7 protein-coding genes are annotated in these 6,597 nt (G+C 63.7%); 5 read left to right on the top strand and 2 right to left on the bottom strand.

From position 1 onward, the window contains the following. Positions 1-809, bottom strand: an 809-nt coding sequence (locus ASE63_RS21315; RefSeq protein ID WP_162261815.1) for a transposase, incomplete at its 3' end; no start/stop codon positions are given. A gap of 999 nt (positions 810-1,808) precedes the next feature. Here ASE63_RS21315 and ASE63_RS21305 point away from each other — a divergent pair. The 4 genes from ASE63_RS21305 to ASE63_RS21290 all read left to right on the top strand — a co-directional run bounded on the left by ASE63_RS21305 (position 1,809) and on the right by ASE63_RS21290 (position 4,697). Continuing rightward, positions 1,809-2,624 carry a sensor histidine kinase gene (locus tag ASE63_RS21305; RefSeq protein ID WP_056806314.1) on the top strand — a complete coding sequence of 272 codons (816 nt, stop codon included), beginning with the start codon at positions 1,809-1,811 and terminating at the stop codon, positions 2,622-2,624. Next, positions 2,625-3,074 (top strand): response regulator, encoded by a 450-nt coding sequence (locus ASE63_RS21300; RefSeq protein ID WP_056806311.1) that lies wholly within the window; start codon positions 2,625-2,627, stop codon positions 3,072-3,074. A gap of 68 nt (positions 3,075-3,142) precedes the next feature. Further along, positions 3,143-4,312 carry a GAF domain-containing sensor histidine kinase gene (locus tag ASE63_RS21295; protein WP_056806306.1) on the top strand — a complete coding sequence of 390 codons (1,170 nt, stop codon included), beginning with the start codon at positions 3,143-3,145 and terminating at the stop codon, positions 4,310-4,312. Positions 4,313-4,382: 70 nt separating this feature from the next. Further along, the gene (locus tag ASE63_RS21290) at positions 4,383-4,697 is read left to right on the top strand and encodes a hypothetical protein (protein WP_056806303.1); all 315 of its coding nucleotides are present in this window, start codon (positions 4,383-4,385) and stop codon (positions 4,695-4,697) included. Position 4,698: 1 nt separating this feature from the next. Here ASE63_RS21290 and ASE63_RS21285 read toward each other — a convergent pair whose 3' ends face one another. Continuing rightward, entirely contained in the window at positions 4,699-5,073 is a 375-nt protein-coding gene (locus tag ASE63_RS21285) for a response regulator (RefSeq protein WP_056806300.1), read from the bottom strand. A 482-nt stretch (positions 5,074-5,555) separates the two neighbouring features. On the opposite strand from ASE63_RS21285, the gene ASE63_RS21280 reads away from it, so the two are divergent. Next, positions 5,556-6,428: a hypothetical protein gene (locus tag ASE63_RS21280; protein ID WP_244491520.1), complete on the top strand. Its 873-nt coding sequence runs from the start codon at positions 5,556-5,558 to the stop codon at positions 6,426-6,428. Positions 6,429-6,597 lie beyond the last annotated feature (169 nt).

Genomic DNA, 6,597 nt, shown 5'->3' with positions numbered 1-6,597 from the left:
AGCCGGGCCGGCCAGAGGCCGAAGCGCTCCTGCGTCCGGTCAAGCATGGTTCGGGCCGAGCCGACCTCGGCCTGCCGGATGGCACGGCTGGCCTCGACATCGACGATGACGGCGTGATCGAGGTCGATCAGATAGTTGGTGGCGTAAGCGAAGAAGGCATGGCCCTTCAGGGCTCCGGTCCATTGCGCCGCCGGATCAGAGCGGGAGACGAACTTCGGCTTGGCCTCGCTGGCTGCGCCCCAGGCGGCCTCGTCGAGCGTGTCGAGATACTCGCGCACCGAGCGCCGTGTCCGGGCGAGATCGTCCCAATCGACCGGCTCGGACGCTTCGGCCGAGCGTTGCTTGTTGGCGTCGGCCTTGATCAGGCTGGCATCGACCGCAAAGCCTTCGCCACCGACGAGCCCTTCCGCGACGCAGCACCGAACCGTCRTCTCGAACAGTTCGCGCAGGAGATCACTGTCACGGAAGCGGCCATGCCGGTTCTTCGAGAAGGTCGAGTGATCCGGGACGTCGCCTTCGAGCCCGAGCCGGCAGAACCAGCGATAGGCCAGRTTGAGATGCACTTCCTCGCAAAGGCGCCGCTCCGAGCGGATGCCGAAGCAATAGCCGATGAGCAGCATCMGGATCATCAGCTCCGGATCGATCGAGGGCCGCCCCATCTCGCTGTAGAACGGTCGCAGATGCGCGCGGACATCCGAGAGATCGACGAAGCGATCGATGGCGCGCACCCAGTGACCGGCCGGCACGTGGCGCTCCAGGCTGAACTCGTAGAACAGAGCYTCTTGCGCCACCCGCCGTTCGCCCATCATCGCGCCGCCCTCCGACCAAGGACAACTGAATCAGGACTTCATGCCCCCAGCAACAGCGACTTTTTCAACGGTATCNGCCACCCGCCGTTCGCCCATCATCGCGCCGCCCTCCGACCAAGGACAACTGAATCAGGACTTCATGCCCCCAGCAACAGCGACTTTTTCAACGGTATCCGCCAGAAGCAGAAGTTGACTGCGCTCCACAAACCGGACGTTCGTTTCAAGATGGCAATCGCACTAGTTTATGCCAATCAATGGGTCGTCGATTGTCACCGTCAGGGGAGCGCGCCGCCTTCTATCAGCTGAATTAAGGCCACGTGCTCGCGATCGTTATTAGATAATGCCTCCTGAGCAGGACGACAGTACGCGGGATGGCGAGACGTTTCGTATCTGCAGAAGTTCGTTCTTGACGCTGCTGCAAATGGGGCTGAGCGCCAACACAAAATACCGACAGAGAACACAAAAAAATTGGCCGCCTTTCGCGGAAACAACGTGGCGCCCCGCGAGTTACTGCCGATCGAAGTCGAGAACGCCGTGCAGCCAGGTTCTTGCGGACCCCCCGGAACGCGCTGAGCATCGATTTTTTCCGGGTGAGTTCGAGGGCCGGTTTAGGTGGCAGACGAGAGCGCGATTTCTAACAGCGATGCCCGGGCAGACGCCGGCCAGCTATTCGCGGGACCCGGCGAGGTTCGCTCCCACGCTCGGGACCTGGATTGGTCGAAGAGCCCCCTAGGACTGACTACAGGCTGGTCGCCCGCCATCCGGACGATGGTGCGGTCAATGTTCGATTCCCCCTTCCCCATCTGCCTATGGTCCGGTCCGGAGTTCGCCCTTATCTACAACGACGCCTATCGTCGCATCTTGGTCGCCTAGCATCCGGCGGCGCTTGGCCAGCCCGGCTCCATCGTCTGGGCCGAGATCTGGGACGAGCTGAAGCCCCAATTCGAGGGCGTGCGGGAGCGAGGCGAACCGGTCCATTTCGCGGACGCCCCGTTCGCCATGGCTCGTCTCGACGGCGGCGGAATAGAGACCGCCTATTTCGACTATGCGCTGTCCCCGCTGCGCGACGAGGACAGCAGCATCGCGGCGGTGCTGAACATCACGCCCGAGACGACCGGACGCGTCGTCATCGAGCAGCGTCTGGCGAAGGCGCAGGCCGCACTGGCCGAAAGTGAGGCCAAGGTCAGGCGGCGCACGGTGGATCTTGAGGCGGCGCTGAATGCGAAGACGCTCCTGCTGCACGAGGTCGATCATCGGGTGAAGAACAACCTGACGATGATCGGCGCCCTGTTGCGTCTTCAGTCGCGCCAGATCGACGACCCGGTCATCACCGCGAAGCTGGACGCCATGATGGAGCGGATCGACGCCCTGGCGACGGTGCATCGCCGGCTGTACCAGTCCGACGACGTCACTAAGTTCGACATCGCGGGCTTCGCCGAAAGCATGGCATCCGGCGTCATCGGCGCCAGCGGACGTGGCGACATCAAGCTGGTCGTGGACATCGAGCCGATTGAGGTCCAATCCGACTATGCGGCCTCGCTCGGTCTCATCCTTAACGAGATGCTTACCAACGTCATCAAACATGGCCTGAACGATGGCCGCAGCGGAACGATCAAGTTGTCCGCGCGAGGCAACGGCGCCGACTACGTCCTGACCGTCGAGGACGACGGGCATGGCATTGATCTCGACAAGAAGAGCGACGGCTTGGGTCGCACCCTGATCTCCCGGCTGTCGAAGCAGGCGGGGGCCAAGGTGACGTGGGACCGGTTGGAACCGGGCACGCGCGTCACGCTGACAATGAAGAGCGTCCACTGAATGGCAAGGTCGAAGCCCCTGAAGGTCCTGATCGTTGAGGATGAGGCTCTCCTCGCGATGGATGTCGAATCTATGGTCGAGGACAGCGGGCATGTCGTCGTCGCCGAGGCGACGTCCCTCTACGAAGTCGAGTCGCTGGATGCGGCCATCGATCCAGACCTGGCCTTCGTCGACATGCATCTCGCCAGGGGCACCAACGGCCTGGACGTCTGCGCGCTGATCCGGAAGCGCTGGTCCGACGCGATCATCATCTTCGTGACCGCGAACCCGGCCAAGGTCCCGCCGGACTTCGCTGGCGGCCACGGCGTCATCGCCAAGCCGTTCTCGCGGAACGCCTTCATGGCCGCGATCCATTACCTTGGCGAGGGTCTGACCTCCCCGCCACCCTCGATCCCCAAGCCCGGCGACCTGGTCGCGGCGCATTCGTTGATCGCCAGCTGGTCGACCTGATCGCGCGCAAGTTAGCCGATGCCTGGCTCGCGTGCTACGACGGTCCCTCCCAGCTTGAGCCCAAACTTTTGCACGACTTCCAAGAAGACCTTGATGTCATCGCGAACATCGATTCCGTCCCCACCATCCTGGACGTCGTCTGCCGGACGACCGGCATGGGCTTCGCCGCCATAGCGCGCGTGACCGAGGACCGCTGGGTCGCCTGCGGCGTCCGCGACGAGATCGCATTCGGGTTGCCCCCCGGCGGTGAGCTCAAGGTCGAGACCACCATCTGCAACGAGATCCGGGACCACCGCTCGGTCGTCGTCATCGACAACGTGGCCGAGGACCCGACCTATTGCTCGCATCCGACGCCCGCGATGTATGGCTTGCAAAGCTACATCTCGCTGCCGATCATCCTGAAGGACGGCCGCTTCTTCGGAACCCTCTGCGCGATCGACCCGAAGCCGCACAAGCTGAACACGCCGGCGATTCTGGGTACCTTCAAGCTCTTCGCGGAACTGATCGCCTTCCACCTCGACGCCCATCAGGAACTGGCGGCCAGCAGGGCGAGCCTCGCGACCGAGGTCCAGACGGGCGAGACCCGCGAGCAGTTCATCGCCGTGCTCGGGCACGACCTGAGGAATCCCCTGGCATCCGTCGAGGCAGGACTGCGCCTGCAGGACCGGACCGAGGACCTCCCCAAGATCCGCAGCCTCACGGCGATGATGCGGGCGAGCGTCGGCCGGATGTCGGACTTGATCGACGACGTGCTCGATTTCGCGCGCGGGCGGCTCGGTGGCGGGCTCGCGCTTGAGCGCCAGGTCTACGGGGATCTGGAGCAGACCCTCGCCCTTGTGGTCACGGAACTGCGGACCGCGCATCCCGACCGGGAGATCGTCAGCGAGATCCACATCGGCGGGAAGGTCGATTGCGACAACGCCCGCATCGCCCAGATGCTTTCGAACCTCGTCGGCAACGCGCTGACGCATGGTGCGGTCGACATGCCGGTCATCGTACGAGCCCATGAGGAGTCGCAGGTCTTCAAACTCAGTGTCTCGAACGGCGGCGAGGCTATCCTACCTGCCGTGATCGGCGAGCTCTTCAAGCCGTTCGTGCGCGCATCGTCGAAACCCAGCCAGCAAGGCCTTGGCCTGGGTCTTTACATCTGCGCGGAGATCGCCAAGGCGCATGGCGGAACGCTGGAGGTGACATCCACGCCCGAAGAGACATGCTTCACCTTCCGCATGCCGCTCTGAGGACTCGGGAGGAACAGTAGTCGCGCTCCACCGTTCCACATCCGGCCATGGCGGCTGGAGCAGCGGACAGATGCCCAAATTCACGGTCACGACCGACAATTCGGATGGCGAGCACTCTGAGGAGCCCATCCACTTTCCCAGCACCAAGGCGGCGACCGACGACGCCCAAGTCGCACTGGCGGAGATGGCCCGCGAGAAGCTGCCGGACGGCAAGCATGCCGACTTTGGCGTCAAGGTCGAGGACGAGGGCGGCACGGAGATCTACCGGGCCGGGCTGAGCTTCAATGCGAAGACGGCGGACGATATCCGGCGCGAGGACCAGGAGGCCGACGCGGCCGCCGACGACGTCGCCAACAGCTTGGGCGGCCTGGGTCCTCGGGAGTGAGCTAGACCTGCACGCTCATTAGCGCCAAGACAGCGGCGACGATGCGCCGGGACGGTGCCGGCTTGCCCAGCCAGCTGCCCATCAGGAGGGCCGGGTCCACCACTCCGCTTTCAGGCGAGCTTCCTGAGAAGACCAGGAACGGGATGTTGGCTGCGACCAGGCGCCGGGCGACCTCGTCGCAAGGGCCGTCCAACAGGGTCAGGTCGAGGATCGCCCCATCGGCGTTGTTGGCCTCAAGCCATTCCAACGCGGCCGCGCATGTCGGGATGTTCGCCGCGATCTCGAAGCCGGCGTCCGAGAGAATGCCTTCGAGATCCAGGGCGATAATCGCCTCGTCTTCGAGGACGAGTATCCTGGTCCCTGTTGGAGCTTGCATTGGAATTCCTGTGCCGTTGCCACGGCTCAGTCACCGCTATCCCCGGCGTCAGCCTACGCGGTCCTGTGGGAACAATCCAGCTTCTGACGCTTCGCGGAACCTTGGTCGCAATCTCGGTCCCCTCAGTTGGCTCGACCAGTGGTCAACTCTCTGTTCCGCAGGCGCAAACATCGGCGCCGCCTTGCTGGGAGCGCTCGCCGAATGGCAGGGTATGTATTTCGTCTTCCTGGTCTGCTCATTCCTGCCGGCGATCGGCATCCTCACCGCGCTGCCGCCGAATATACACGAACCACCATCGCCCGCGCCCGCTTGAGGTGCGCTTCGCGCTGAATCGTCCCATCCAAGTGGGGCGAGGTGCGCCAATTTCGGACATACGGTGTTCCCCTGAAAACGGACCTCGCTCACATACCCGCCGATCTTTCCGCGAATAGGACGTCACAGTCGTCGTACGATGATGGGCGCATCCTGTGGGGCTCAAGCGGATGCACGCGCACCACTTCGAAGCGGATGACTGGTGGTTCCTGACGTATCGCGGATGGTCGCATGTCGAGAACGGCACGGTCCGGCTCGGCCGCGACATGGCGCAGCGTGCTTTCGACCTGCGACCGGCCAACGCGAACGGTGCCCACGCGTTGTCTCATGCGATGTTCGAGGACGGAGCCGGAGCCGAGGCGGAGCGGCTTATCTCGCGCTGGCTGCCGACCTATGACCGCTCTGGCGTCCTGCACGGGCATCTAGCATGGCATCAGGCGCTCTCGGCGCTGGAGCGTGGCGATCCGGCGGGGGCTCTGGCTGTCTACCAGACGCATGTCCAGCCGTCGGTATCGCAGGGCGCGCCGATCAATATCCTGACGGACACCGTCTCGCTGCTCTGGCGACTCCATATTTACGGCCATAAGGTTCCGGCCAGCCTGTGGCAGACCGCGCGCAGCTATGCCGAGACGAAGTTTGCCAAGCCCGGCTTCGCCTTCATCGACGCCCATATCGGCCTGTTGGCCGCCGCTACGGGTGACAAGCTCGCGGCCTCGGAACGCGTCGGCGCCCTGACAAAACTGATTGAGGACGGCGCGATGGCGGCCGGGCCTGTCGTTCCGGCGATCTGCCGAGCTGCATTGGCATTCGCTGATGGCAATTATGCCGATTGTGTTCGTGTCCTCGAACCTATGGCGGGCGAGGTTGCGCGGATCGGCGGCAGCGGTGCACAGCGCGAGCTCGTCGAGGACACACTGTTGGTCGCTTTGATGCGCAGTGGCGAGGCCACGAAGGCGATAGCCTTGCTCGACGAAAGGCTACATCGCCGGCCGTCTCTACGTGACACTCTTTGGAAGAGTGAGATCGCAGCATGGCGACGATGACAGCTACCACCAAATACCGGGGAACTAAGGACGGTTCCTGGTACACCTTAGCCTTCGGCCTTTGCGTCAGTTGGCCTGCCCCCATCAGGTGGCCCAGTTTTAATCTAATGCATGGTGGGCTTGGCGGCCACGGTTGAGATGGCCCGTGAAGTGGGTTGGGTTTGTGCAG

The sequence above is a fragment of the Allobosea sp. Root381 genome (assembly GCF_001429395.1).
GTDB lineage: Bacteria > Pseudomonadota > Alphaproteobacteria > Rhizobiales > Beijerinckiaceae > Allobosea.
Note: the sequence above shows the minus strand (reverse complement) of the source record. Positions and strands in the feature narration are given on the sequence as shown.